This is a genomic window from Corynebacterium sp. Marseille-Q4381 (assembly GCF_036881695.1).
Lineage (GTDB): Bacteria > Actinomycetota > Actinomycetes > Mycobacteriales > Mycobacteriaceae > Corynebacterium.
In genome coordinates this window covers 164,911-187,760 of the sequence record NZ_JBAJNR010000005.1, presented here as the reverse complement: position 1 = coordinate 187,760, position 22,850 = coordinate 164,911, and the positions used below count along the sequence as shown (strand labels likewise).

Below are 22,850 nucleotides of genomic sequence, written 5' to 3'. Positions count from 1 at the left end.
CAAAGAAAAAGCAGCACTGCCACCGGCACACACCACAACAAAAAATCATGGCGCACACGCACAACAATCACACCAAACAAAAAAGTATTGGCACACTATCGAGTTCTCAAACAACACACGCACACCCCACAACCAACCAAACACAGCCAGTTGCGCAAGCAGCAGTAAAAAATTTTCGCCAAACGATCGTTTTCTTATCGCCACACCACAAGAAGATTCACACTCTCTCGCGGGGCGCTGTCGGTCTCGCTGACTCGAACTAAGTTACACACCACACCAACACAACACAAACCCCCAGCACAGAAACGGTTTTCCGATTTAAACGTAAGTGCTTAAAAGCGGTTAGTCGGCAGCGTGGCGTCCCCGGCCACCCACGCGCTGGATGTTGGCGCCTAGGTCGGTGAGCTGCTCAACAAACGCCGGGTAGCCGCGGTCGATGTGGTAGACGTCGTGCACCACGGTTTCCCCTTCCGCAACGAGGCCCGCAAGGACAAGTCCTGCGCCGGCGCGGATGTCGGACGACCACACGTCAGTGGAGCTCATCTTGTCGACACCGCGGATGACAACGTGGTGCCCGTCGACGTTGGCGTCGGCACCGAGGCGAAGCATCTCGTCAACAAACCGGAAGCGCGCTTCGAAGACGTTCTCGGTGATGACAGAGACACCTTCCGCGATTGCGGAGATCGCGATCGCCATCGGCTGCAGATCTGTCGGGAAACCGGGGAAAGGCAGGGTCTGGTAGTCCACAGCCTTCGGGCGCTGGTCCATCCGGACACGGAAGCCGTTGTCGTAGGTCTCCACGTTCGCACCAGCGAGTTTCAGCTTGGACAGCGCCAAGTGCAGGTGGCGCGGGGCGATGCCGGTGACGGTGATATCGCCCTGCGTGATAGCGGCGGCGTAGGCCCAAGTCCCCGCTACGATGCGGTCGCCGACGACAGTGTGCTCCGCTGGACGCAGCGAATCGACGCCCTCGATTGTGATGGTGGAGGTGCCGGCACCGTCGATGCGCGCGCCCATGGCGTTGAGCATGTCGCAGAGGTCGACGATTTCCGGTTCACGCGCGGCGTTGTCGAGCACCGTGGTTCCGTTCGCGAGCACCGACGCGGTGACGATGTTTTCTGTCGCGCCGACTGAGGGGAAGTCGAGCTTAATGGCTGCGCCGCGCAGCTCTTTTGCCTCGGCAACGACGGCGCCGTGTTCAATGCGGGTGGTTGCGCCGAGCTTCTCCAACCCCGTCTGGTGCATATCCAGCGGACGGGAGCCGATGGCGTCGCCGCCTGGCAACGCCACTCGCGCTTCGTTGCATCGCGCAACCAGCGGGCCGAGCACGGCCACGGAAGCGCGGAACTGGCGCACCGCTTCAAAGTCAGCGTTTGGGGAAACGGTGGCGGGGGTTGTGATGCGCACCGTGGCGCCGTTGATGTCCACTTCGCAACCGAGACCTTCGAGCACCTGGCCCATGAGTGGGACGTCGAGGATTTCGGGGCAGTTGTGGAGGGTTGTGGTCCCTTCAGCAAGCAGCGAGGCCGCCATCAGCTTGAGCACGCTGTTCTTCGCGCCGTCCACCTTGACCACGCCTTCGAGCCGAGTGCCGCCGGAGACCAGAAATCGTTCTTTCACGTCCCCCACCGTACCCAAACAGGTTCCTAGGGCAGCGCGCCGATGCGGCGGGCGGCGTTGACCGCCTCGTAGCGGGTGTGGGCGCCGAGCTTGCGCATGACGCTGCGCAGGTAGGACTTCACCGTCTCCGGGCCGATGCCCATTTCCTCGGCAGCTTCCACGTTGGTGTGGCCAAGGGCGACACAGGACAGCACGTCAAGCTCGCGGGCCGAAAGCTTCGTGGACTGCTTGACGCGCACCGGGGAGACCATCTGGTCACAGAGGTGCTCCAGCTCCTTGCGCAGGTCTTGGTCGTCGACGCGGTTCGCCAGCATGCGCAGTTTGGAGTGGGTTGCCCGAACCTGCTCCCACTCGGCGCTGTTCATCACGCGGCCTTTGTTCGCGGCCGCACCCTTGCCCCCGTCGAGGCGGCGGAGCGCAGAGTTGACGGCGAGGTCCTGCTCGAGGGTGCGGGCGGTGAGGGTGACCTCCTCGATCACCTTGTCGCCGAGGCGCACGGTCGAGTGGACACCGACGTACAGGACACCGCGGATCTCGCGCTGAACAATGACTGGCACCGCAACAACGGAGTGGAGGCCCTCATCCTGGATGGCCTTGTCGTACTCGTGGGAAATGACGTTGGCTCGGGTGTAGTCGGAGACACCGACCGCGCGGCGGGTGGTGATAACGCGGCCGCCGACGCCTGCACCCTGCTCAATGATCAGGTTCTGGAGCGCGGGCGTGCGCAAACCGATCCACTGCGTGATCTGCAGACGGTTATCCGCGAGCAGCGTTCCGTACATGGCCACGGGGATCCCGGTGGCCGTCTTTAGCGCGGTGAGAGCTGCGCGGATCGAATCGTCATCGTCTTTGACCCGTTGAGCATCCACAGTCATGGCAATGATGATAACCCGTGAACGGGGGTAGCCAAACTTCACCTCCCGTGTCCCGTACTTGCGTTTTGTCGGGGAGTGCGGGTGTGGGTGGGGGGAGGGCGTCGATAAGCGAAAGCCCCTTAGACCGCTCTGTCTTTTTTGCTAAAACCGCATTGTCTATTCGTCGGGTGTATAGTCGCCTGCAGTCCTGAAACTAACGATCCTCACAAGGAGCGAAACATGGCGAAGATCGCAAACAATGTCCTCGAGCTCATCGGTGGCACCCCGCTGGTGGAGCTGCACGGCATCACCGAGAACTCGAAGGCCCGCGTGCTGGCCAAGCTCGAGTTCTACAACCCGGCGAACTCGGTGAAGGACCGCATCGGTAAGGCCATCGTCGAGGCCGCAGAGGCGTCCGGCGAGCTGAAGCCGGGCGGCACCATCGTCGAGGCCACCTCCGGCAACACCGGTATCGCCCTCGCGCTCGCGGGCGCGGCGAAGGGCTACAAGGTCATCCTGACCATGCCGGAGACCATGTCCACCGAGCGCCGCGTGCTGCTGCGCGCGTTCGGTGCGGAGATCGTGTTGACTCCGGGCGCCGCCGGCATGAAGGGCGCCGTGGAGAAGGCCAACGAGATCGTCGCCGAGAACGAGGGCGCTATCTTGGCCCGCCAGTTCGAGAACGAGGCCAACCCGCGCATCCACTACACCACCACCGGCCCGGAGATCTGGAACGACACCGACGGCCAGGTTGACATCCTCGTAGCCGGTGTCGGCACCGGCGGCACCATCTCCGGCGCAGGCAAGTACCTGAAGGAGCAGAAGTCCGACGTCAAGGCCGTCGCCGTCGAGCCGGCCGCTTCCCCGCTGCTGTCCAAGGGCGAGGCTGGCCCGCACAAGATCCAGGGCCTGGGCGCTAACTTCGTGCCGGGAACCCTCGACCGCTCCATCGTGGACGAGATCATCGCCGTTTCCAACGAGGACGCGGTCGCGACGTCCCGCGAGCTTGCTGTGAAGGACGCCGTCCTCGGCGGCATCTCTGCTGGCGCGAACGTCAAGGCCGCTCTCGAGCTGGCTGAGCGCCCGGAGAACGAGGGCAAGACCATCGTGGTCATCATCCCCGACTTCGGTGAGCGCTACGTTTCCACCGTCCTCTACGAGGACATCCGCGACTAGTCCGCAACGCCGCGGCGCACAACCCCGCGCATAAAACTCTCGAGCCCCCGGTTTGCCGGGGGCTCGTTTTAGTAAGGTGCCAACCATGCTTTCGGTGATCTCAAAAGTGGCTTCCACCATCCGCGAAGATCTTGCGAACGCCCGCGACCACGACCCCGCCGCGCGCGGAAACGTGGAGAACGCGATCGTTTATTCGGGTCTCCACGCGATCTGGATCCACCGCATCTGCCACAGCATGTGGGGTCGCGGGTGGAAAGGCCCGGCGCGCATCCTCGCGCAGATCAACCGGTTCCTCACCGGCATTGAAATTCACCCGGGCGCAACCATCGGCCGGCGTTTTTTCATTGACCACGGCATGGGCATTGTGATCGGCGAGACGGCAGAGATTGGCGACGGGGTGATGCTCTACCACGGCGTCACACTAGGAGGGCAGGTGCTCACGCAGACCAAGCGCCACCCAACCATCGGGGACAACGTCACCATCGGCGCGGGCGCGAAGGTGCTGGGCCCAATCACAATCGGCGCCGGCTCCGCCGTAGGCGCCAACGCCGTGGTGACCAAGGACGTGCCGGAAAACTCGATCGCGGTGGGCATTCCCGCGAAAGTGCGCCCGCGCAAGTCCGGCGAGCACGTCCGGCTGGTGGACCCGGACAACTACGTCGACCCGGGCAGCTACATCATCTAACGGGCCGCGGCCGCGCCGCGGCGGGCTACACCAGGTCGCGGTACTCCGGGGTGGCGTCGATGAACCCGGCCACCGCTGAGCACGCCGGGACGACCTTCAGGCCGCGGTCTCGCGCGTCGTCGAGAGCGTACTGAATCAGCGGCTTCGACAGGCCCTGGCCCCGGAACTGCGGCTCAACCACCGTGTGGGGAAGCACGAGCACGTCCCCGCGCTCCTGGAACGACGCGTAGCCGGCTACTTCGCCGCCGATCGTCAACTCATACTGCTGGGCGGTGTCGTTACGTGAAAGCTCGTATTGCATGGGGATAGTGTACGCGGGCGTCGCAAAGCAGTAGCCCCTCCGCTTTCATCGAAGCGAAGGGGCTACCTTTCATGCTGTGGCTAGAGCCAGGATCGAACTGGCGACCCCACACTTTTCAGGCGTGTGCTCTACCGACTGAGCTATCTAGCCAGAACGGCTTTCGCAAGCTGTTCTGCGACCCTGACGGGACTTGAACCCGCGACCTCCGCCGTGACAGGGCGGCGCGCTAACCAACTGCGCCACAGGGCCATATGCATTTCTGTACTCGCTCCCGCGCTTTCACGCTGTCGCTTGCACGAGTTGAAAGATTACACAGCGCGTCACCTCCACCACAAATCGGCTGGTAAAGGGGTACATCAATTGTGTGCAAGCACGGACAGATAGCGTCCCGTTTCAGACCCGGTCCCCTTGTAATTATCCACAAGTTCGCGCACCGTCCCCGCAGCCACAACGTGCCCGCCGGCTGATCCCGCGCCCGGGCCGAGGTCGATGACGTAGTCGGCTCGCGAAACCAGCGCGAGGTTGTGCTCGACAACGATGACCGACGCACCGCCGTCCACAAGCCGGTCGAACAAGGCCAGCAACCGCGCCGTGTCCGTGAGGCGAAGGCCGTTGGTGGGCTCGTCCAGCAGGTAGGTAGAGGCCGGCTTCTTCAGACTTGCGGCCAGCTTAAGGCGCTGCCGTTCGCCGCCGGACAGCGTGGTTGTTCTCACTCGCGCCCGTCACCACAAAACGAAAAGCTCGAGGAGAACCTCGAGCTAAGAGCGACCCTGACGGGACTTGAACCCGCGACCTCCGCCGTGACAGGGCGGCGCGCTAACCAACTGCGCCACAGGGCCGTACCCCCAACGGGATTCGAACCCGTGTTGCCGCCGTGAAAGGGCGGAGTCCTAGGCCTCTAGACGATGGGGGCGCTGAAAAGACAGCTTGTTGATCATAGATCACGGCCTCGGCCCCCACCAAATAGGCAGGCGAGCGTGCTTACCCCAGCAGCAGCAAGCTTGCGGCCATCACGGCCATGCCACCGACCGCGCCGTACACCGCTTCTTCATGGCGGTCCGTCGCAAGCGCAGTGGGCAGCAGCTTATCGACGCTCACGAACACCATCACCCCTGCAATCGCAGCAAATGCGTACCCGAGCGTCTGCGGCCCCATCACCGGACGCAACAGCAGGTAGCCCAGTGCCGCACCGAGCGGCTCCGCAAGCCCCGACAACGTCGCCCAACCCGCTGCCTTCCACTTCGAACCGGTGGCCTCACGAAGCGGCACGGCAACCGCAATGCCCTCGGGGATGTTGTGAATCGCGATCGCCGCCGCGATCGGCACCGCCATCACCGGATCCGCTAGCGCGGAAACAAACGTGGCAATGCCTTCGGGGAAGTTGTGAACCGCGATCGCGAGCGCCGTCACCACCCCCACGCGGCGCATCCCGGTACCACCGGGCACCAGCCGGTCGATCAAAGCAATCGCCGCCATGCCGGCGAAAAAGGCCACGGTTACCTTCAGCTCGGCGTGGGAGGAGCCCTCGCTTATCGACGCCACGCCCTCCCCCAGCAGCTCCACAAGCGAGATGTACAGCATCACCCCCGCCGAGAACCCTAAACTCCCCGCAAGGAAGCGGTCAGAGGGCGTGCGTTTCAACGCGACGTATAACCCGCCGACGCCCGTGGCCAGGCCGGCGAGCAACGTCATCCCGAAAGCAACGGCGACATCCATGCGGGCAAGGATACCGCCGTAGCCTTAACGCGTCAGCGTTGTTACTGAGCGTCAGCCGGTGGGCGGCCGATAGCACCGGAGACCGGCTTGCCCCACTTCACCAGATCCTGGGTCATGTCGTCGTGTTCGATTTGCGCCTCGATCAGCACTGGGCGGTCGGTGTGCTGGCGTGCGACGTTCAGCGCGTCGCGGAACTGCCCCGCAGTGGTGGCGGTGATGCCGATGCCCTGGCCATCCTCGGCGTTGAACGCATCGATGAGAGCCGGGTAGTCCCAGTTCTTGTAGTAGTTGTACGGGCCCTCGTGCAGAGCCGACTCGATCACGTAGCCCTTGTTGTTGACCACAATCACCGTGATGTTGTCCTCGTAGCGGATCATGTTGCATACCTCTTGGGCGGTGAGCTGGAAGGAGCCGTCACCGACCATCAGGATCGTGTGGTGCTCGTTGCCGCGCGCCACGGCGTAGCCGTGCGAGGACGGCACGGACCAACCGATAGCGCCCCACTGCATCTCGATCTCGAAGCCCGCATCGTGGGGCAGGTGCATGTGCATGCCGTTAAACCAGGAGTCGCCGGTCTCGACGAACAGCGTGGAGTCAGTGACCAACAGCTCGTTAATCTGGTGCACCATCTCCGCGCGGGTGAGCTGCGCGTGGTCTGCCAACGGCTCGTAGGCCGCAGCCTCGCCAGTGATGTCATCACGGTTGTGCTGCGTCAACGACGAGTCGTTGCACTCAACCTTGGCCGCCAGCTCGCGCAGAAACGCCGCGATGGGCAGGCGCGTGTACTCCGAGTCCGGGGTAACCACACCTTGCTCGGTGACAGCGATGTAGCCCTCATCTGATGGGACGGAGGTGGTCCAGCCGACCGTGGAGTAGTCGGTGAACATTGGGCCTGCCGCCAGAACGCAGTCGGACATATCAACGATCGCCTCCACGCCCGGTGCGGACGCGTTGCCCAGGTAGTGACCGATGAACTGCGGGTGGTCCTCCGGGAAGAAGCTCTTCGCGTTTGGCTGCACCGCAACCGCGCAGCCCAGCGCCTCGGCGAGCTTTTGGAACGCGTCGATGGCGCCGTAAGGGCGCAGATGCGGGCCAGCCAAGAGGACCGGGTTGGCGGCGGCGTTCAGCTTTTCGGCCACGTCGGTCGTTGCCTTGTCCATCGCCTCGTGCGAGTAGGTGCACTCCCAGGCGCGTGGGAACTCGACCGGCTGCGGGTCGGGACACTCAGCATCGGCGAGGTTGGATGCGATCTCGATATAGCACGGCTTCGACTCGCGCAGTGCCGCGGCAATCGCGTCGTCAATCTTGCTCGGCGCTTCCTCTGCGGACAGGATGCGCACAGTCTTGCACGTGATCGGGCGGAACATTTCCTCCTGGTAGGAGTAGTCCGTTTCGCCGATGGTGTGGTGCAGGAATCGTCCCGAGGCTTCGTCGTTTGTGTTGTAACCGGCAGAGACGAAGATCATCGGTAGGCGCTCAGCGTAGGCGCCGGCAACGCCGTTCAGGGCGGAGAACGCGCCGACGTTAAACGTGATCACACACGCGGACGCGCCGTTCGCGCGCGCGTAGCCCTCGGCGGCGTAAGCGGAGTTCAGCTCGTTCGTGCAGCTGATCATGGTCAGGTTCTCGTTCTTTAGCAGCTCATCTAGGAGCTGCAGGTTGTAGTCTCCCGGAACCTGGAAGTAGTGCTTCAGGCCGATCTGCTCAAGGCGCGTGGCCAGGTAGTGGCCGACGGTGGTGGTCATAGGTACCTCTCTCGGTGCGTTCTTGCGGCGCTTCCTGCGCCGACCACCAATCGTAGAGACCATCCGGTTTAGGTAGCATGATTTCTTCCCCACTTCCAGCACGAAGTGTGGCATCGACCACAAAACCCCGCCGCGGTAAGCGACGGGGTTGCGTGCGTGGGCCCTCCGGGGCTCGAACCCGGGACCTGCGGATTAAAAGTCCGTAGCTCTACCAACTGAGCTAAAGGCCCGTGCGTCTCAATGGTAGCCGGTAGCGCCCCGCTGCTGGTAATCGGGGCGAGGCGCTATTAACCCGCGGGAGAAGCGATGCGTTCTACGACCCGCTCTTCTGCATCGTGCCGGTCTCTTCGATGCGGGTGTGGAAGTCGAAGGCGTGGCGCAGGTCGTGCGGCGTTGCCTGGTACTTGCACTTGGAAGCGAGCTCGACGTACTCCTCCAGCAGCGGGCGGTAGGACGGGTGCGCGATCGAGATCATCTTGGCCACGCGGTCGCGCGGGGCCAGGCCGCGCAGGTCGGCGACACCGTACTCGGTGATGAAGACCATCGCGTCGTGCTCGGTGTGGTCCACGTGGGAGACCATCGGCACGATGGCGGAGATCGCGCCGTCCTTGGCCACCGACGGGGAGATGAACGAGGAGATGTAGGCGTTGCGAGTGAAGTCGCCGGAGCCGCCGAGGGCGTTCATCAGGCGGGAGCCGTTGATGTGGGTGGAGTTGGCGTTGCCGTAGATGTCCGCTTCGATCATGCCGTTGGAGGCGATCAAGCCGACGCGGCGGATAACCTCCGGGTGGTTCGAGATCGTCTGCGGGCGCAGGATGATGGACTCGCGGTAGCGGGCTGCCTCGTTGTTCATCTTCTCGGCGTACTCCGGTGACAGGGAGAACGAGGTTGCCGACGCCACGGTCATCTTGCCCGCGTCAATCAGGTCGACCATGCCGTCCTGGATGACCTCGGTGTAGGCCTGGATGTTCTCAAACTTGGAATCCATCAGACCCGCCATCACGGCGTTCGGGACGTTGCCCACGCCGGACTGCATGACGTAGCCGTCGTAGCTGAGGCGGCCAAACTTCACTTCGTTTTCGAGGAAGTCGAGGAAGTTGCCGGCGATCTGCTCGGAGATGGCATCCGGCGCCTTGAACGGAGCGTTGCGGTCCGGGTCGTTGGTCTCGATCACCGCGACGACCTTCTCCGGGTCGATCTCGATGTAGGTGGTGCCGATGCGGTCGCCGCACTTGGTGATCGGGATCGGAATGCGGTTCGGCAGCGGCGGCACGGTCCAGATATCGTGCATGCCTTCGAGATCCTCGGACTGCCAGGAGTTGACCTCGATGATGATCTTCTTCGCGGCGTTGAGGAACTCCACGGAGTTGCCCACGGACGACGACGGGACAATGTTGCCGTCCTCGGTGATGCGGACAGCCTCGACGATGGCAAAGTCGATATCGCCGAAGAAGCCCTGCTCCACCATCATGCCGGAGTGCGACAGGTGGATGTCCTGGAACTTCATCTCGCCGGCGTTGATCTTGTTGCGCATGGTCGGGTCGGACTGGTACGGCATGCGGTAGCGCAGCGCGCCAACCTCGGCCAACACGCCGTCGCATTCCGGCGCGGTGGATGCGCCAGTGTAAAGGTCGATGGAGAAATCTTGGCCCTTGCCGTGGGCCTCGTTCGCGCGTTCGGCGATAGCGGCCGGCATGGCCTTGGGGTAGCCGGCGCCGGTGAAGCCGGACATGCCGATCTTCGCGCCGTGGTCGATGAACTGAGCAGCCTCCTGCGCGGTCATGACCTTGTCGCGGAGTTTGGCGTTTGCGATGCGCTCGCTCATGGATCCCTCTTTTCGTTCCGGGTTACAGTGCCAGACTATTGTGACCTATCTTGCATTTCTGCGGGGGAGGTTGTTCCAAGCACCGCGGTCAAGCCCCGCAGGCCACCCCCGAAAGTGTGATTGGACTGAAACGCCGCCTGCGGGAACAATGAGGGCCTATGACTGTAACCACCACCGCGCTGCGCATCGGGGGCATCGAGCTCGACTCCCCCGTCATCCTCGCGCCCATGGCCGGGGTGACCAACATGCCGTTCCGCGTGTTGTGCCGCGAGATCGAGGAAGAGCTCACCGGCACCGCGTCCGGCCTCTACATCTGCGAGATGATCACGGCCCGCGCCATGGTGGCGCGCAACCAGAAGACGCTGCACATGACCACCTTCGCCGAGGTTGAGCGCCCGCGGTCGATGCAGCTCTACACCGTCGACCCGAAGTTCACGTACGACGCGGTGCGCATGATCGTCGAGGAAGACATCGCCGACCATGTGGACATGAACTTCGGCTGCCCGGTGCCGAAGGTCACCCGCAAGGGCGGTGGCTGCGCCATCCCGTACAAGCGGCGCCTCTACGGCAACATCGTGGACGCGGCGGTACGCGCGGCCGAGGGGTCGGGCATTCCGATCACAGTGAAGTTCCGCATCGGCATTGACGACGACCACCACACCCACCTTGACGCGGGGCGCATTGCAGCAGCCGCCGGCGCAGCTGCGGTGGCCCTGCACGCCCGCACGGGCGCGCAGCGTTACTCGGGCGAGGCTCACTGGGACGAGATCGCGCGCCTTGTGGAGCACATGGACGGAAGCGGTGTTCCGGTGATCGGCAACGGCGACATTTTCGCCGCCGACGACGCCGCGAAGATGATGGAGCTCACCGGATGCCACGGTGTGGAGGTCGGCCGCGGCTGCCTCGGCCGCCCGTGGCTCTTCGCGCAGCTCGGCGCCCAGCTCCGCGGCGAGGACATTCCGCCCGAGCCGACGCTCGGCAAGGTTGCGCGCATCATCTACCGCCACGCGGAGCTTCTTGCGCTTCACGACGGCGAGTCGCACGCCTGCCGCGACATCCGCAAGCACACCGGGTGGTACCTGCGGGGCTTCCCCGTCGGCGGCGAGTTCCGCAGGGAACTGGCGCAGGTCACGTCGCTGTCTGAGCTGAGTGGGCGCCTCGCGCCGATCATGGACTCGGATGCGCTGGCCGACCACGCGGACGACGCGCGGGGCCGGCAGGGCTCGGCCTCCAAGATCGCACTGCCCGAGGGCTGGCTCGACGACCCGGAAGATGCGACGGTGCCAGAAGGCGCGGAGATTGAGAACAATGGCGGCTGACACACGCACCGAGCTGCGCGGGCAGTACCGCGCCCTTCTCGCCGGGTACACCGACGACATCGTCTCCATGTGCGAGCAGGCCCGCTCTGGCATGGCCACGGCGTCGCTCGCGCTTTTGGAGATTGATTTGGAGGCTGCGGAGACAGCAATCAGCAACTCCGACGCCGTGGTGGACACCCAGCGCCAGTGCGAGGCCCGCGCGCTTGAGCTTCTGGCGCTGCAGGCCCCCGTTGCTTCGGAGCTGCGCCGCGTTATGGCCTACATCCGCATCGAAGACCACCTCGTGCGAATGGCTAACTTGGCCAAGCTGGTGGCCAAAATCTCGCGGCAACACTATCCCGATTACGCGGTGCCCGAGGACGTGCGCACCGAGATCGCGGCCATGGCCGAGGCCGTCGACGAGATGGCGGCGCTGACCGCGGAGTTCCTCCGGGAACCTGATGCGGATGCGGCGCGCGAACTCGACGCCGCCGACGAGCCGGTGGACGAGGCGGCGAGCAAGCTCGCTGCGCTGGCCAAAGACAAAGCCTGGGCCCACACCGCGTGCGAGGCAGTGGAAACCGCGCTGATCGCCCGCTACTACGAGCGCTTTGCCGACCACTGCGTGGCCATCGGTCAGCAAGTCGTGTTCATAACCGGGGAACGCTAAACGGCACCGCCCCGAGGTGGGAAACGGTGCCGTCGTCAAGCAAATGCTCTAGCCGAAGCGACCAGCGATGTAGTCCTCGGTCTCCTTCTGGTCCGGGTTCTCGAAGATCGTGGTGGTGTCGTTGAACTCCACCAGCTTGCCGGGCTTACCGGTTGCCTCGAGGGAGAAGAAGGCAGTCTTGTCGGACACGCGGGCAGCCTGCTGCATGTTGTGCGTCACGATGACAATGGTGTACTCCTCCTTCAGCTCGTGGATGAGGTCCTCCACTGCCAGGGTCGAGATCGGGTCGAGAGCGGAGCACGGCTCGTCCATAAGCAGGACCTCCGGGCGCACTGCGATTGCGCGGGCGATGCAGAGGCGCTGCTGCTGACCACCGGAGAGGCCGCCGCCCGGCTTGTCCAGACGGTCCTTGACCTCGTCCCAGAGGTTCGCGCCGCGCAGGGACTGCTCGGTGATCTCGGCGAGCTTCTTCTTGTCCTTCACGCCCTGCAGGGTCAGGCCGGCGACCACGTTCTCAGCAATCGACATCGTCGGGAACGGGTTCGCCTTCTGGAACACCATGCCGATGGTGTTGCGCACTGCCACCGGGTCGACGTTCTTGCCGTAGATGTTGTTGCCGTCGAGCAGGATCTCGCCCTTGACGGACGCGCCGGGGATGACCTCGTGCATGCGGTTCAGAGTGCGCAGCACGGTGGACTTGCCGCAGCCGGACGGGCCGATGAACGCGGTCACAGCCTGGGCCGGGATCTCCATGTTCACGTTCTGCACGGCGTGGAAGTCGCCGTAGTAAATGTTGACGTCGTTGAGAGAGAGCTTGGACATCAGTATTTCTCCTGTTGGTTAAGGGGGGATACGGCGGGTTACTTCTTCTTCACCGAGTACTTCGCGGCGATGAAGCGCGCGAGCAGGTTCAGAGCGACAACGATGATCACCAGGGTCAGGGCTGCGCCCCACAGGCGGTCGTTCGCCGGGCCGGTGGCGCCGGTCTTCCACATGTCGAGCATGAACAGCGGCAGCGAAGACTGCGGCTGGTTGAACATGTGGTTCCAGTTCATGGCCGGGTTGGAGCCCACGAGGATCAGCACCGGCGCGGACTCACCCATCACGCGGGCGACGGCCAGCATGATGCCAGTGATGATGCCGGACAGGGCGGTCGGCAGCACGATGCGTGCGATGGTCTTCCACTTCGGCACGCCCAGGGCGTAGGTGGCTTCGCGCAGATCCATTGGCACGACGCGCAGCATCTCCTCGGTGTTGCGGACCACAACCGGGATCATGAGCAGAATCAGCGACAGCGACACGGCGAAGCCGGAGCGCTGCTGGCCCAGGATGGTGATCCACAGGGCGTAGATGAACAGTGCGGAGACGATCGACGGGACACCGGAGAGGATGTCCACCATGAAGGTGGTCAGCTTGCCCAGGCGGTTGCCGTTGGAGTACTCCACCAGGTAGATCGCGGTGAAGATACCGATCGGGATGGAGAACAGGGACGCGACGAAGGTCTGCAGCAGGGTACCCACGATGGCGTGGGCCGCGCCGCCGCCCTCCTTGGAGGCGCGGACGCCGACCATGTCCTCGGTCCACCAGGACGGGTCGACCACGGCGCGCCAGCCGTTGGAGACCACGGTGATGAGGACCCACAGCAGCGGGATGAGGGCGAGGATCATGCAGAGCCACATCAACCCACCCATGAGGGTGTTCGTGGTCTTGCGGCTGCCGGCGATGTCAACGAACGGGGCACCGTTGCCCTCCCGCCCGCCGGTGGCTACAGCGGTGTCAGCGGTGGTGGTCGTGGTGACCTTGGAGGAGCCGGAGTCGGAACCGGAACCGTGAGTCGGAATAGCGGTAGACATTATGTTTGCTCCTCCTGCCTACTTGTTCACAATCGCGCGGGCGATCGAGTTGACGATGAACGTAAGGACGAACAGCACCAGACCAGCAGCGATGTAGGCGCCGGCACTGATCGGGTTGTTGAACTCCGCGGCGGCGTTCGCGATCGCGGTTGCGAAGGTGGTGCCGCCGTCGAACAGGGAACCGCGGTAGTCGTTGGCCGGGGCGACGACCATGTAGAGCGCCATGGTCTCACCGAGCGCGCGGCCGAGGCCGAGCATCGCGCCGGCGATAAAGCCGGACCAGCCGAACGGGATCACGGTCATACGGATGACTTCCCAGCGGGTGGCGCCCAGCGCCAGCGCGGACTCGATCTGGCCCGGAGGGGTCTGCACGAAGACCTCGCGCGCGGTGGCGGCGATGATCGGCAGGATCATGATGGCGAGCACGATGCCGCCGGTGAGCATGTTGCGGGCCGTGGAGAACGGCGGCGAGTTCTGGTAGGTAGCGAACAGGAAGAAGTCGCCGGCCCAGCTGTGGAGCCAGTTGTAAAACTTGCCCAGCTTCGGCCCGAGCACCTGAGCGCCCCAGAGACCGAAGACGATTGACGGGACGGCGGCCAGCATGTCCACCAAGGTGCCGAGCGGGCGAACCAGAGACTTCGGCGCGTAGTTGGAAAGGAACAGGGCAATGCCGAGCGCGATCGGCATCGCGATGATCAGGGCGATCAGGGAGATGGTGATCGTGGAGAAGAACAGGTTCGGGATACCGAACTTCATGTTCTCCAGGTCAGCGGTGCTCCACGGCCCGCCGTAGGTGAAGAAGCCGAGAAGTCCGTTCTCGTTGCGGGCGAGCGGCGGGATTGCCTGGAGGAGGAGGAAGATACCGACGGCCGCCACCAGCACGGTGATCAGCGCGGCGGAGACGGTGGAGAGAAATTCGAAGACGCGGTCGCCCGGGCGCTTCACACCAGCGGTGGTGTTCGCCTCGTCGGCAATCGGGGTGCCGGTGGTCGCCTGATCTTGGCCATTTTGGACCGGGCTTCCGGTCGAGTGCTGCACTACTGGATCAGTCTGCGTCGCCGGGCCTGCGCCGCGGCCATCGTGACCAGTTGCTGGCATGTCATTGTCAGCCATGGTTCGCTTTTCCTTCGCATATAAGGATCGTGATGGAGAAAAGGTGGTGTGCGCGCGGCGCAGAAATCGCATCCCCGCACAGGTGCGCCCCCCGAAAGACGAATGTCAGTGGGGGGCGCACTCGCCAACCGCGTCAGGTGCTAGTCGTCCCACGCGTTATTGGGCGGAAGGCTTTGAAAATGCCTTACTGGATAGCGTTGATGGCCTCGCGCAGTCGCTCAGCGTGAGCGCCGGAAACCGGGATGAAGCCCTCGTCAGCCAGCTCGTCGTCCTGGTGGTCCAGAGCAACGTTCAGGAAGTCCTTGACCATGTTGGAGGTCGCCTCGTCGTAGCCGGCGGAGCAGACGATCTCGTAGGTGGTCAGAACCAGCGGGTAGGAGTCAGCCTCGTTGGAAGCGAACAGTGCGCTGGAGTCAACGACCATGTTGTGGCCGGTGGTCTTGAACTCCAGGTTGTCCAGAGCCTTGCCCACGGTGTCCGCGTTGAGCTCGACCGGGCCGTTGCCGAAGTCGATGTTGGCCTTCTTGTCCGCGAAGCCAGCCTCGACGTAGGTGATAGCACCGTTGGTAGCCTTGACCTCCTCGGCAACGCCGGTGGAGCCGTTAGCACCGGTACCAACCTCAGCCGGGAAGGCCTTGCCCTCGCCGGTCCACTTGCCGTCGGAAGCGGCGGCGAGGAACTTCTGGAAGTTGTCGGAGGTGCCGGACTCGTCGGAGCGGAAGAAGACCTGGATCGGCAGATCCGGCAGGGTTGCACCCGGGTTGGACTCAGCGATAGCCGGGTCGTTCCAATTGGTGATGGTGCCCTGGAAGATGTCGACGATGTTGTCAACGGTCAGGTTCAGCTCGTCAACACCGTCGATGTTGTAAGCGATAGCAACCGGGCCGATGACGAACGGCAGGTGCCATGCCTCGTTGCCGCCGCAGCGGTCAGCGGCAGCCTGGACCTGGTCGTCCTTCAGCGGGGAGTCAGAACCGGCGAAGACAGCCTGGTTCGCGATGAAGTTCTTCTGGCCAGCGCCAGAACCGGACGGGTTGTAGGCCAGGTTTGCGCCCGGAACCTGCTCGGCGTACACAGCACCGAAGTAGTCCATTGCGTTCTGCTGGGACGAAGCGCCCTCAGCAACGAGGGTGCCGGTCTGGCCGGTCAGCTCGTAGTCACCAGCCGGAGCAGCAGCTGCGTCGGTACCAGCGGTCTCGGTTGCGGAAGCAGCGGTCTCGGTCGCGACATCGGTGGAGGTCGCGGTGTCAGTTGCGGTGGTGTCGTTGGAGTCGCCACATGCAACGAGGGAAGCGGAGGAAACTGCAACGACGCCGGCGATTGCGGCAGTGCGCTTGATGTTGCGGATCACGGGGTAACCTTTCCGGTCTTTGTAGATCAATGGAAGAGAATCGGCCCGTCCTTCGGGCTGGAAATCCACCTGCTGGATGCAGGCGCAAATCAACTCCGATTACTCACGGCTGATAAAGCTACGTGCCGCTGGTTAACCTCCGGTGTAAATGAAGGTAAACAATCAGTGAATTCTCGTCCCAGACCCCAAACTCCCAGCTAGATCATGGGAAATTCATACACCACGTGCGATTCGGCAACTGTGAACCCCGTCTCACGGTACCGCTTGACGGCAGGTGCGTTATCGGCCTCCACATAGAGGATGACCTGCGAGGATCCGCGCTCGACGAGGTGCTTCAACCCCATCTGGAGCAGGGGTACCCCCAAGCCCTCCCCCCGACACGCCGAGGCTAAACCAACCACATACACCTCACCCGTTTCATCTGGGTGCCGCTTTGTCCAGTGGAATCCGGCGAGATCGTCACCCTTGTAGAGGAACCAGACCCCTTCCGCGTCGAACCATTCCGTATCCATCCCGCGGTCGAGCCGCGCGCGGTCCCACCCGCCCTGCTCGGGGTGCCAGGAAAACGCGTCGTTGTTTACCTCGAGCCAGCTATCTAGCACCGCATCTTCGCCGTAGCGCGCGGCTGCCTGGACAAGATTGAGCGCCTCAAACCCCTCCGGCAGCTGCGCGTCGAGTGCGCCAGCCGCATCGAGTTCGTCAGCGGTGGCCGACATCACGAGCAGTTCGCGGGTGGGCTGCATTCCGAGCGCCGCGGCGGTTTGCTGCGCGGCGGGAAGATTGCCGTGGGCCCAAAAGGTGTGGTGGATGGGGTTCAAGGGATCGTCGACAAGCGAAATGAGCTCCCTCCCGCGGCCTTTCCGCCGGTGGCCCGGGTGCACCACCAGCTCCACCGCTCCGTCAGGCGCAACCGCCGCAAACCCGCCTTCCACCTCGTAGCGTTTGTGGCCGAGGCTTTCATCGGTCAATCCCCGCAGGAACTGCTCTGACAGCGGCGCGACACCGTCGTGCGCCTCGGCGGCTTGGACGATCTCCATGTGATCCATGCAGCCAGGCTACCCTTGGTTGCTATGACTGAAAACGAAAAGTTAGATGGTTCCGCTGCGGTCAACCTCGCAGCCGAGCAGTCGAAGCACACCGCCGACAAGAACATCCCGGGGTTGGGGTTCGAGGGCTTTCCGCTCGAGGACGACACAGCAAACCTGCGCCAGGGGCCCTCGCTTCACGACGGCCTGTTAGCCCTCCTCCCCCTTGTCGGCGTCTGGCAGGGCACCGGCGAGGCCAACGACCACGGCGAGGAGTACGCCTTCGGCCAGCAGCTGGTGATTTCCCACGACGGCGGAAATTACCTGCGCTTTGAATCCCGCCAGTGGCGCCTGAACGAGGAAGGCGAATCCACCGGGGCCGACCAGCGCGAGGTGGGTTTCTGGCGCATCTCCGAGAAGGACGAGATCGAAGTCACCTTGACCAACTCCCGCGGCTTGGTGGAGGTGCTCTACGGCAGCCTGCTCAACGAGCGCGCCTGGCAGCTGGAATCCGCCTCCACCATCGCAACTGAGCGCGGCCCGGTCGACCACGGCCCGGGCAAGCGCCTTTACGGCCTGATGCCGAACAACAACCTCGGCTGGGTGGACGAGCGCGTGGTGGACGGCGAGCTGGTGCCATACATGTCCGCCGAGCTCAAGCGCGTCGCCGGCTAGCGCAGCGCGCCGGCAATGAGCTCGCGGATCTCCGCCTCGTTGCCGGGTTTGGCAAGCTTCACGCCGTCTAAGTGCGTCACCTGCGCGCAGATGCGCGTGGAGCTGACCAGCCACACGGACTCGGCCTTTGCCAGTTCGTTGACGTAGATGTCCTTCTCGCGGCACTTCCAGCCGAGCTTGACCGCGTCCTCGAACACCGCGGCTTGGGTGGTGCCGCGAAGCACGCCGGCCTCGGGTTTCGGCGTGCGCATCCGCTGGCCCTTTTTCACCATGAGCACCGTGCTGGTGGCGCCCTCGAGCACGCGACCGGTATCCGCTTCCACGTAAATCACGTCGTCCGCGCCCTGGGTTTTCGCCCACCGCAGCGCCGCCATGTTCGCCGCGTAGTTCAGCGTCTTCGCCTCCGCCCCGGCCCACTGGACATCCGAGTTCGGCGCGAACGCGCGCGGTGTAGTCACCACCTTGACGCCGCGCTCGCGCTGCGCAAGCACGTCCTCTGGGATCGGCCGCACCGTCAGCCACGCCGACGCGACCCCTGTGGTCTCGCGCCCGCGGGTCAACGTCCACACGCACTTTGCCTCAATATCTTCTTGCGCCTGGGCGCCCGCGTGCTCGCGGCAGTAGTCCGCCACCGCTTCTGTCGTCGCGCGGATCCAATGCTCCGCGTCCGGTTCCGGCAGCGCTAGGGCGCGCGCGGAACGCTGGAACCGCTCGACGTGTTTGCCCAGGTTCCGGGCCTCGCCACCGCGCACGAGGATGGTTTCGAACACACCGTCGCCGCGGGTGACCGCCGCATCGTCCCAATACACGTGCGGCATGTTGGGGTTCTGCCGCCGAATCGAACCGCCGAACGGCTCTACCAGGTAAATCACGGGTTCCGGAGGCAGCAGCGACATAGCATCCCATTATGCCCTTAAGATCGGGCATCGTGTCTGAATTTCTCGATCTCCCCGGCGCTGTCCCCGACCCCGAAACTGGCGTTGCCCTCCATTACGGCGACCCGCTCGCGGAGCAGCGGCGCCTCGCCACCACACCGGCTGTGATCGACCGGTCGCACCGGCGCGTGGTGGAGGTTTCCGGCCCCGACGCGCCCACGTTCCTGAACAACCTGCTCACGCAGAAGCTCGACGACGCGCCCGCCAGTTTCGGCGGCTTCGCGCTCGACCTGGACGCCCAAGGCCGCATCCTGCACCACGTCGGCGTGATGTACGACGGCACCACGTTCTACCTGGACATGCCCTCCGAGCAGCACGAATCCTTCACCGACTACGTGCGCCGCATGGTGTTCTGGTCCGACGTCACCATCGAGGACTCCGACCTGCAGCTCGTTTCCGTCCTCAGCCCCCGCGGTAGCGCTCCCGAACTTCCGGAGGCCGCCGCCATCCGCACTTCGGCGTTCGGGGCATTGCTGCTTACCGACGCTCTCATCCCCTCTCCCTCCCCCTCAATCTTCACCTCTGCCGGTTTCGACATCGCCGGCCTCATGGCGTACGAGGCCGCCCGCGTGCGCGCCGTCGAGCCGGAAATCCACCGCGACTTAGACGCCAAGGCAATTCCCCACGAGGTGCCTCGCTTCATCGCCCGCGGCGCCGAACCAGCCGCCGTCCACCTGAACAAGGGTTGCTACCGGGGCCAAGAGACGGTCGCGCGCGTGGAGAACCTCGGCCGCTCCCCCCGCCTTCTGGTCACACTGCAACTTGACGGCTCCTCGCCCACCCAGCCGGAGCCGGGCGCACCGGTTACGTTGAACGGCCGCGCTGTGGGCCGCCTTGGCACCGTGGTCCACGACGTTGACTACGGCCCCATCGCGCTGGCGCTGGTGAAGCGCTCTGCGCTCGGCGACGGTTCGGCCACCGCGGTGGATCTGGACGTCGACGGCACCGCAGCGCGCGTGGACCCCGACTCGCTGCCCACCGACGAGGGCGAACGCGCCGGGCGCCGGGCGGTGGACGCGCTGCGAGGCCGGTAACGCAGGTTTGCGGCGTCGGCGCAGCTCGGGGGCCGGAAGGGAATTTTTTTGCCCTACCCGCTATTATGTCTGGCAGGACAAAAACGTATCGAATAATACCACCTCAAGGGGGTCACGCCATGGGTCGCGGACGCGCCAAAGCAAAGCAGACCAAGGTCGCTCGCCAGCTCAAGTACAACTCTCCGGAAATGGATCTCGATTCGCTGCAGCGGGAGCTTGCGGGTCAAGCACCGGCAGCCGGATGGGACGACGAGGACGAGGTGGATTCCCAGTACGACGAGTACGCAAACTACGGCGCCTGGGATGACGAGGACGGCGAGGATCACCGAGTCGCCCGCTAGGATCTCACCACCAAAGCAATAAAGGAGCGCACCCCGGCCGGGGTGCGCTCCTTTGCTAGTACTGCGGGTGAGAGCCGGTCAGCACCGCGCGGGCAGTTTCGCCCTCAGCGGCCGCGCGCACCTCGCCGAGCACCCAGCTGTCAATGTGGCGCGCCGCCAAGATCGCAAGCGCGCGGTCGCGGTCCTCGGGAGCGACGATCGCGACCATACCCACACCCATGTTGAAGGTCTTCTCCATCTCCGCGTCCGGCACCTGGCCGATCGAGCGGATGGTGCGGAAGATCTGGCTCGGCGTCCAGGACGTGCGGTGCATGTCGGCGACCAGACCTTCAGGGATGACGCGTTCCATGTTGCCGGCGAGTCCACCGCCAGTAACGTGGCAAAACGTGCGCACCTCGCACTCGGCGGCAAGCTCGAGGCAGTCCAGCGCGTAGATGCGGGTGGGCTCGAGCAGCTCCTCGCCGAGCGAGCGCCCCAGCTCCTCGATGTGCCCGTCGAGCGGCAGGCCGGCGCGCTCCAGCAGCACGTGGCGGGCGAGCGAGTAGCCGTTGGAGTGCAGGCCAGACGACGCCATCGCGATGACCGTGTCACCCTCGCGCACGCGGTGCGGGCCGAGCAGCTCATCTGCCTCGACCACGCCGACGGCGGTCGCGGAAACGTCGTACTCGTCGGCGTCCATCACACCGGGGTGCTCTGCCGTTTCGCCGCCGAGCAGCGCGCAACCGGCGCGCACACAGCCCTCAGCGATGCCGGACACGATCTCCGCGACCTTCTCCGGCACAACCTTGCCGATGGCGATGTAATCCTGCAGGAACAGCGGCTCCGCGCCGCACACGACGAGGTCGTCGACGCACATCGCGACCAGGTCGATGCCGATGGTGTCGTGCTTGTCCATGGCCTGCGCCACGGCAAGCTTGGTACCCACGCCATCCGAACCGGCGGCGAGCAGCGGCTCCTTGTACTTACCCAGCGCGAACAGGCCGGCAAAGCCGCCAAGTCCGCCGCGGACCTCCGGGCGGGTGGCGCGCTTGGCGTGCGGCGCGAAGAGCTCTACTGCTTTGTCGCCGGCCTCGATGGACACGCCGGCAGCCTCGTACGAGACGGGGTGTTGGTTCTCAGGAGTGGTCATGGAGGCTCTATGCACCTTTCTGGATGCGTCGGACAAGGTCTGCGTTGGGGTTGCCGTCCGGCAGGCCCAAAGGATAGTCGCCGGTGAAGCAGGCCGCGCACAAGTTTTCCGCCGGCTGGGTAGTCGCCTCCACCATGTCGTCGATCGGGACGAAGGCGAGCGAGTCGGCGCCGATCATCGTGCGGATGGATTCGGCTACTTCCGCATCGGTGCCGGCCTTGCCGTGGTTGGCGATCAGTTCGCCGGGGCTGGCGAAGTCAATACCGTAGAAGCAGGGCCACTTCACCGGCGGCGACGCGATGCGCACGTGCACCTCGGCGGCACCCGCCTCGCGCAGCATGCGGATCAGCTTGCGCTGAGTGTTGCCGCGCACGATAGAGTCGTCCACCACGACCAGCTTCTTGCCCTCAATGACCTCGCGCACGGGGTTGAGCTTCAGGCGCAGTCCCAGCTGACGCAGCGTGTCCGAGGGCTGGATGAAGGTGCGGCCCACGTACGCGTTTTTCATCATGCCCTGTTTGAAGGGGATCCCGGACTCCTCGGCGTAACCGATGGCGGCCGGGGTGCCCGATTCCGGCACCGGCATCACCAAGTCCGCCTCAACCGGGCGGACCTTTGCCAGCCTGCGCCCGATCTCAATGCGGGCGGCGTTGACGGACTTGCCCTCGATCACCGAATCCGGGCGGGCGACGTAGACGTACTCGAAAACGCAGTGCGCCTTCGGCGTCTCGGCGAAGCGCTCGGAATGCACACCCGTTTCGTCGATCCAGATGAGCTCGCCCGGCTCGATGTCGCGTACAAAGGACGCGCCCACGATGTCGAGGGCGCAGGTCTCAGACGCCACGACCCAGCCCCCGTCGAGGCGGCCCAGGGAAAGCGGGCGCACGCCGTGGGGATCGCGGGCGGCGTAGAGGGTGTGGCCGTCGGTGATCATGAAGCAGAAAGCGCCGCGGATGCGCGGAAGGAGTTCCCGGCAGGCGTCGATAAGCGAATGCTCTTCGGTGATTAGATCGGCGAGCAGCGCCGAAACAACTGCCGTATCCGAGCTCGACCCCTGGCCCTTGACCCCAGCGGCCGGGATGAGCTTCTTGGCAATCGCCTCGTGCTGCAGCTCCATGTAGTTGACCAGGTTGCCGTTGTGGGCGAGGGCCACGTCGGTGCCGTTCGGCGAGGTGCGGAACATCGGCTGCACGTTGTCCCACGAGTTGCCCCCGGCTGTGGAGTAGCGGGTGTGGCCGATGGCCACATCTCCCTGCAAAGCGTCCAGCGCCGACTCGTCGAACACCTGGCTTACCAGGCCGGTGTCTTTAAACACCACGATGTTTTCCTTGTCGCCGACGGCGATGCCGGCACCCTCTTGCCCGCGGTGCTGCAGCGCGAAGAGGCCGAAGTAGGTCAGCTTCGACACGTCTTCCTTCGGCGCCCACACGCCGAAGACGCCGCACTCCTCGCGCGGCTCATCGTTTTGCTGATTTGCACCCTGATTGACTAGGTCATGCACACC

General features: G+C 64.4%; 22 protein-coding genes and 5 tRNA genes. 7 read left to right on the top strand and 20 right to left on the bottom strand.

Annotation, left to right across the window (positions count from 1 at the left end; all coding sequences use genetic code 11):
• Window positions 1-342: 342 nt before the first annotated feature.
• Both murA and ramA read right to left on the bottom strand, forming a co-directional pair.
• Window positions 343-1,620, bottom strand: coding sequence for a UDP-N-acetylglucosamine 1-carboxyvinyltransferase (gene murA / locus V6D40_RS06075; RefSeq protein ID WP_334289464.1), 1,278 nt, complete (start codon window positions 1,618-1,620; stop codon window positions 343-345).
• 26 nt (window positions 1,621-1,646) lie between these two features.
• Entirely contained in the window at window positions 1,647-2,489 is an 843-nt protein-coding gene (gene ramA / locus V6D40_RS06070; RefSeq protein WP_334289471.1) for an acetate metabolism transcriptional regulator RamA, read from the bottom strand.
• Window positions 2,490-2,714: 225 nt separating this feature from the next.
• On the opposite strand from ramA, the gene cysK reads away from it, so the two are divergent.
• The gene (gene cysK, locus V6D40_RS06065) at window positions 2,715-3,650 is read left to right on the top strand and encodes a cysteine synthase A (RefSeq protein WP_334289463.1); all 936 of its coding nucleotides are present in this window, start codon (window positions 2,715-2,717) and stop codon (window positions 3,648-3,650) included.
• A gap of 85 nt (window positions 3,651-3,735) precedes the next feature.
• Complete coding sequence (epsC, locus tag V6D40_RS06060; protein WP_334289462.1) at window positions 3,736-4,335, top strand: serine O-acetyltransferase EpsC; 600 nt, start codon at window positions 3,736-3,738, stop codon at window positions 4,333-4,335.
• 25 nt (window positions 4,336-4,360) lie between these two features.
• On the opposite strand, the gene V6D40_RS06055 is transcribed toward epsC, so the two are convergent.
• From V6D40_RS06055 to V6D40_RS06010, 10 genes are all read right to left on the bottom strand, one after another.
• Window positions 4,361-4,636, bottom strand: a complete 276-nt coding sequence (locus tag V6D40_RS06055; RefSeq protein WP_334289461.1) for a GNAT family N-acetyltransferase — start codon at window positions 4,634-4,636, stop codon at window positions 4,361-4,363.
• 77 nt (window positions 4,637-4,713) lie between these two features.
• A tRNA-Phe gene (locus V6D40_RS06050) sits at window positions 4,714-4,786 on the bottom strand.
• A gap of 25 nt (window positions 4,787-4,811) precedes the next feature.
• Window positions 4,812-4,885: transfer RNA gene (locus V6D40_RS06045), tRNA-Asp, on the bottom strand.
• Window positions 4,886-4,992: 107 nt separating this feature from the next.
• Complete coding sequence (locus V6D40_RS06040; RefSeq protein WP_442891898.1) at window positions 4,993-5,349, bottom strand: ATP-binding cassette domain-containing protein; 357 nt, start codon at window positions 5,347-5,349, stop codon at window positions 4,993-4,995.
• A 52-nt stretch (window positions 5,350-5,401) separates the two neighbouring features.
• Window positions 5,402-5,475 (bottom strand) — tRNA-Asp (locus tag V6D40_RS06035).
• Between the two features lies 1 nt (window position 5,476).
• Window positions 5,477-5,549: transfer RNA gene (locus V6D40_RS06030), tRNA-Glu, on the bottom strand.
• A gap of 68 nt (window positions 5,550-5,617) precedes the next feature.
• Window positions 5,618-6,352 (bottom strand): zinc transporter ZupT, encoded by a 735-nt coding sequence (zupT, locus tag V6D40_RS06025; RefSeq protein WP_334289460.1) that lies wholly within the window; start codon window positions 6,350-6,352, stop codon window positions 5,618-5,620.
• A gap of 41 nt (window positions 6,353-6,393) precedes the next feature.
• On the bottom strand, window positions 6,394-8,097 hold the full coding sequence (locus V6D40_RS06020; protein ID WP_334289459.1) for an alpha-keto acid decarboxylase family protein: 1,704 nt from the start codon (window positions 8,095-8,097) through the stop codon (window positions 6,394-6,396).
• A 157-nt stretch (window positions 8,098-8,254) separates the two neighbouring features.
• Window positions 8,255-8,327: transfer RNA gene (locus tag V6D40_RS06015), tRNA-Lys, on the bottom strand.
• Between the two features lie 83 nt (window positions 8,328-8,410).
• On the bottom strand, window positions 8,411-9,922 hold the full coding sequence (locus tag V6D40_RS06010) for an acetyl-CoA hydrolase/transferase family protein (protein WP_334289458.1): 1,512 nt from the start codon (window positions 9,920-9,922) through the stop codon (window positions 8,411-8,413).
• 158 nt (window positions 9,923-10,080) lie between these two features.
• On the opposite strand from V6D40_RS06010, the gene dusB reads away from it, so the two are divergent.
• Together dusB and V6D40_RS06000 are read left to right on the top strand one after the other, a co-directional pair.
• Window positions 10,081-11,241, top strand: coding sequence for a tRNA dihydrouridine synthase DusB (gene dusB / locus V6D40_RS06005; protein WP_334289457.1), 1,161 nt, complete (start codon window positions 10,081-10,083; stop codon window positions 11,239-11,241).
• The gene (locus V6D40_RS06000; RefSeq protein ID WP_334289456.1) at window positions 11,231-11,890 is read left to right on the top strand and encodes a phosphate signaling complex PhoU family protein; all 660 of its coding nucleotides are present in this window, start codon (window positions 11,231-11,233) and stop codon (window positions 11,888-11,890) included. The genes dusB and V6D40_RS06000 overlap by 11 nt, the downstream gene beginning before the upstream one ends.
• Window positions 11,891-11,938: 48 nt before the next feature.
• Here V6D40_RS06000 and pstB read toward each other — a convergent pair whose 3' ends face one another.
• From pstB to mshD, 5 genes are all read right to left on the bottom strand, one after another.
• Window positions 11,939-12,712, bottom strand: a complete 774-nt coding sequence (gene pstB, locus V6D40_RS05995; RefSeq protein WP_334289455.1) for a phosphate ABC transporter ATP-binding protein PstB — start codon at window positions 12,710-12,712, stop codon at window positions 11,939-11,941.
• A gap of 38 nt (window positions 12,713-12,750) precedes the next feature.
• Window positions 12,751-13,743 (bottom strand): phosphate ABC transporter permease PstA, encoded by a 993-nt coding sequence (gene pstA / locus V6D40_RS05990; RefSeq protein ID WP_334289454.1) that lies wholly within the window; start codon window positions 13,741-13,743, stop codon window positions 12,751-12,753.
• An 18-nt stretch (window positions 13,744-13,761) separates the two neighbouring features.
• The gene (gene pstC, locus V6D40_RS05985; RefSeq protein ID WP_334289453.1) at window positions 13,762-14,856 is read right to left on the bottom strand and encodes a phosphate ABC transporter permease subunit PstC; all 1,095 of its coding nucleotides are present in this window, start codon (window positions 14,854-14,856) and stop codon (window positions 13,762-13,764) included.
• 184 nt (window positions 14,857-15,040) lie between these two features.
• Window positions 15,041-16,207 carry a phosphate ABC transporter substrate-binding protein PstS gene (gene pstS / locus V6D40_RS05980; RefSeq protein ID WP_334289452.1) on the bottom strand — a complete coding sequence of 389 codons (1,167 nt, stop codon included), beginning with the start codon at window positions 16,205-16,207 and terminating at the stop codon, window positions 15,041-15,043.
• 197 nt (window positions 16,208-16,404) lie between these two features.
• On the bottom strand, window positions 16,405-17,253 hold the full coding sequence (mshD, locus tag V6D40_RS05975) for a mycothiol synthase (RefSeq protein WP_334289451.1): 849 nt from the start codon (window positions 17,251-17,253) through the stop codon (window positions 16,405-16,407).
• A gap of 24 nt (window positions 17,254-17,277) precedes the next feature.
• Between mshD and V6D40_RS05970 the strand changes: the two genes are divergently transcribed.
• Complete coding sequence (locus tag V6D40_RS05970) at window positions 17,278-17,907, top strand: FABP family protein (RefSeq protein WP_334289450.1); 630 nt, start codon at window positions 17,278-17,280, stop codon at window positions 17,905-17,907.
• On the opposite strand, the gene V6D40_RS05965 is transcribed toward V6D40_RS05970, so the two are convergent.
• Window positions 17,904-18,803, bottom strand: a complete 900-nt coding sequence (locus V6D40_RS05965) for an aminodeoxychorismate lyase (protein ID WP_334289449.1) — start codon at window positions 18,801-18,803, stop codon at window positions 17,904-17,906. The genes V6D40_RS05970 and V6D40_RS05965 overlap by 4 nt on opposite strands.
• A 32-nt stretch (window positions 18,804-18,835) precedes the next feature.
• Here V6D40_RS05965 and ygfZ point away from each other — a divergent pair, with 32 nt between their 5' ends.
• The gene (gene ygfZ / locus V6D40_RS05960; RefSeq protein ID WP_334289448.1) at window positions 18,836-19,876 is read left to right on the top strand and encodes a CAF17-like 4Fe-4S cluster assembly/insertion protein YgfZ; all 1,041 of its coding nucleotides are present in this window, start codon (window positions 18,836-18,838) and stop codon (window positions 19,874-19,876) included.
• Window positions 19,877-19,995: 119 nt separating this feature from the next.
• Window positions 19,996-20,217 (top strand): DUF3073 domain-containing protein, encoded by a 222-nt coding sequence (locus V6D40_RS05955; protein WP_334289447.1) that lies wholly within the window; start codon window positions 19,996-19,998, stop codon window positions 20,215-20,217.
• A 55-nt stretch (window positions 20,218-20,272) separates the two neighbouring features.
• Here the strand turns inward: V6D40_RS05955 and purM are convergent, their stop codons facing one another.
• Window positions 20,273-21,346 carry a phosphoribosylformylglycinamidine cyclo-ligase gene (gene purM / locus V6D40_RS05950; RefSeq protein WP_334289446.1) on the bottom strand — a complete coding sequence of 358 codons (1,074 nt, stop codon included), beginning with the start codon at window positions 21,344-21,346 and terminating at the stop codon, window positions 20,273-20,275.
• 7 nt (window positions 21,347-21,353) lie between these two features.
• Window positions 21,354-22,847, bottom strand: coding sequence for an amidophosphoribosyltransferase (gene purF / locus V6D40_RS05945; protein ID WP_334289445.1), 1,494 nt, complete (start codon window positions 22,845-22,847; stop codon window positions 21,354-21,356).
• Window positions 22,848-22,850 lie beyond the last annotated feature (3 nt).

What these genes read in the sequence shown, in the direction of transcription:
- pstC (WP_334289453.1), bottom strand. Translation starts at nt 14,856, where the DNA reads ATGGCTGACAATGACATGCCAGCAACTGGTCACGATGGCCGCGGCGCA.
- dusB (WP_334289457.1), top strand. Translation starts at nt 10,081, where the DNA reads ATGACTGTAACCACCACCGCGCTGCGCATCGGGGGCATCGAGCTCGAC.
- cysK (WP_334289463.1), top strand. Translation starts at nt 2,715, where the DNA reads ATGGCGAAGATCGCAAACAATGTCCTCGAGCTCATCGGTGGCACCCCG.
- V6D40_RS05965 (WP_334289449.1), bottom strand. Translation starts at nt 18,803, where the DNA reads ATGTCGCTGCTGCCTCCGGAACCCGTGATTTACCTGGTAGAGCCGTTC.
- V6D40_RS05955 (WP_334289447.1), top strand. Translation starts at nt 19,996, where the DNA reads ATGGGTCGCGGACGCGCCAAAGCAAAGCAGACCAAGGTCGCTCGCCAG.
- pstB (WP_334289455.1), bottom strand. Translation starts at nt 12,712, where the DNA reads ATGTCCAAGCTCTCTCTCAACGACGTCAACATTTACTACGGCGACTTC.
- zupT (WP_334289460.1), bottom strand. Translation starts at nt 6,352, where the DNA reads ATGGATGTCGCCGTTGCTTTCGGGATGACGTTGCTCGCCGGCCTGGCC.
- V6D40_RS06055 (WP_334289461.1), bottom strand. Translation starts at nt 4,636, where the DNA reads ATGCAATACGAGCTTTCACGTAACGACACCGCCCAGCAGTATGAGTTG.
- V6D40_RS06000 (WP_334289456.1), top strand. Translation starts at nt 11,231, where the DNA reads ATGGCGGCTGACACACGCACCGAGCTGCGCGGGCAGTACCGCGCCCTT.
- V6D40_RS06010 (WP_334289458.1), bottom strand. Translation starts at nt 9,922, where the DNA reads ATGAGCGAGCGCATCGCAAACGCCAAACTCCGCGACAAGGTCATGACC.
- V6D40_RS06020 (WP_334289459.1), bottom strand. Translation starts at nt 8,097, where the DNA reads ATGACCACCACCGTCGGCCACTACCTGGCCACGCGCCTTGAGCAGATC.
- pstA (WP_334289454.1), bottom strand. Translation starts at nt 13,743, where the DNA reads ATGTCTACCGCTATTCCGACTCACGGTTCCGGTTCCGACTCCGGCTCC.
- purM (WP_334289446.1), bottom strand. Translation starts at nt 21,346, where the DNA reads ATGACCACTCCTGAGAACCAACACCCCGTCTCGTACGAGGCTGCCGGC.
- V6D40_RS05970 (WP_334289450.1), top strand. Translation starts at nt 17,278, where the DNA reads ATGACTGAAAACGAAAAGTTAGATGGTTCCGCTGCGGTCAACCTCGCA.
- mshD (WP_334289451.1), bottom strand. Translation starts at nt 17,253, where the DNA reads ATGGATCACATGGAGATCGTCCAAGCCGCCGAGGCGCACGACGGTGTC.
- epsC (WP_334289462.1), top strand. Translation starts at nt 3,736, where the DNA reads ATGCTTTCGGTGATCTCAAAAGTGGCTTCCACCATCCGCGAAGATCTT.